2 protein-coding genes are annotated in these 2,274 nt (G+C 41.6%); both read right to left on the bottom strand.

The window, feature by feature from the left end:
* The coding region (gene ffh, locus ACFIO3_RS11855; RefSeq protein ID WP_375704513.1) for a signal recognition particle protein at positions 1-1,371 on the bottom strand (1,371 nt) is incomplete at its 3' end.
* 230 nt (positions 1,372-1,601) lie between these two features.
* Positions 1,602-2,258, bottom strand: a complete 657-nt coding sequence (locus ACFIO3_RS11850) for a carbonic anhydrase (protein WP_375606034.1) — start codon at positions 2,256-2,258, stop codon at positions 1,602-1,604.
* Positions 2,259-2,274: the final 16 nt, after the last annotated feature.

The following is a 2,274-nucleotide window of genomic DNA, read 5'->3' as shown; positions in this document are numbered from 1 at the left end:
GTTTCCCTTGCCTCCAAATCCCATTTTGGAACCAAGGCCTCCCAACATTTTTCCCATCAAACCACTTTTTCCTTTACTACCCATGGCTTTCATCATATCAGCCATTTGGCGATACATCTTCAAAAGTTTATTAATATCAGCCGCTGTCGTACCAGACCCCTTAGCAATTCGTTGTTTGCGGCTATGTTTTAAAAGCTCTGGATTCGCCCGCTCTTTCGGTGTCATAGATGAAATAATGGCCAATTGACGATCAAACAAACGATCATCAAACCCCGCAGCCGCAATCTGCTCTTTGACCTTCCCCATTCCCGGCAACATGCCCATAATACCGCCCATTCCACCCAGTTTTTTCATTTTCTGCAACTGTTCTGCAAGATCATTCAGATCAAATTTTCCGGCTTGCATTTTTTTTGCAAAAGCAGCAGCTTTCTCGTGATCCATTGTTTCTGCCGCTTTTTCAACCAAAGAAACAATATCCCCCATTCCGAGAATACGATCAGCAATACGACTGGGATGAAATTCTTCTAAAGCATCTATTTTTTCACCAGTTCCAATTGCTTTAATTGGTTTACCTGTAACAGCACGCATAGAAAGAGCAGCGCCACCACGCCCATCACTATCCATCCGTGTTAAAATAATCCCCGTAATCCCTACACGCTCATCAAAAGAACGAGCAAGATGAACAGCATCTTGCCCCGTCAAACTATCAGCCACCAACATAATCTCATGAGGAAGGGAACATGCTTTAATTTCAGCCAATTCGAGCATCAAAGCTTCATCAATATGATTACGTCCTGCTGTGTCAAGAATAAGCACGTCATAACCACCCAATTTAGCAGCTTGCACAGCACGTAATGCAATATCAACGGGCAGCTGACCCGCAATAATAGGCAAGCTTGCAAGTTTTGCCTGTTCTCCCAATTGGCGCAATTGCTCCTGTGCAGCGGGACGGCGTGTATCTAATGACGCCATGAGAACTTTTTTATTATGCTTATCAGTAAAACGTTTTGCAAGCTTTGCTGTTGTGGTTGTTTTTCCCGAACCTTGCAAACCAGTCATCATGATAACAACAGGAGCTGGTGCATTTAAATCACTCAGAACACTTTCATTTCCAAGAATATGAACCAATTCATCATGAACAATTTTAACCACCATTTGGCCTGGTTTAATTGATTTAACGATTTGGGCCCCAACAGCTTTTTCCCGAACTCTATCGGTAAAAGAGCGCACAACATCAAGAGCAACATCAGCTTCCAATAAAGCGCGACGAATTTCACGCAGCGCCTCTACAACATCCTGATCCGATAAAGCGCCACGTCCCGTCAAATGAGACAGGATAGAACCAAGTCGCTCTTGCAAGGATTCAAACATCATTTACCTCATTGTTGCATAACAAACAAACCAAAATAGCATCCGAGAACGCATCGCGCCGTCGGATGTTGACCTCTGAGATCTCTTTATACCCTTAAACCGGGGTCTCAGTCGGTGGCTCCAAGTTAATTTTGTCACTGAAAGCTTGCTCCTTCAAACAATAAAACCCCAGCTTTGTCAAGTTTTATCATAAAATGTCTTTTTATACGAAGAAATAAAAACAACAAATACTATACTTCAAAACTTTCAACTTCAACACGCATAAAACAACCTGTTTCCTGTTCCATGCTCCATAATTTTCCGCTAGAGATATCAAACCAAACCCCATGCAATGTCAAAAAACCTTGATCTTTGCGAAGCTTTATCCATGGAAACGTCTCTAAATTTCTCAACGAATGACGAATAGAAAGCTGCTCTAATGCCGTCTGTTTTTCTGGCCACGACAGCGACTTATTATTCAAAACAATTTCTGCGGCTGGTGCTAAAAGACTGATCCATTGACCGATAAAATCATTTGATAATAAAGATTTATATGTCTCATTAAGAGCAGTACGAATACCTCCACAATGGGCATGACCAAAAACGACAATATGTCTCACCTCAAGCAATTGCACAGCATATTCAAGAGCTGCTGATGTTGCGTGATATTGGTCATCAGGAGAAAAAGGAGGAACCACATTCGCCACGTTGCGCAGGGTGAAAATTTCCCCTGGCTTAGCATCAAAAATCATTTCTGGTACTGCACGCGAATCACAACAAGCAATGACCAAAACTTCAGGTTTCTGCCCCTCAATCACCAATTGCTGATAATCTGCTATTTTATATAAAAAATGATTGTTTATAAAGTTTTGGTAACCACTTAAAAGTCTTTCTGGTAAATGCGCCATTCTTTTTTTACTTTTG

This window comes from Bartonella sp. AD328YNZD (assembly GCF_042196425.1).
Note: the sequence above shows the minus strand (reverse complement) of the source record. Positions and strands in the feature narration are given on the sequence as shown.

Excerpts from the sequence above, each read along its gene's own strand:
- ACFIO3_RS11850 (WP_375606034.1), bottom strand. The coding sequence starts at position 2,258 with ATGGCGCATTTACCAGAAAGACTTTTAAGTGGTTACCAAAACTTTATA.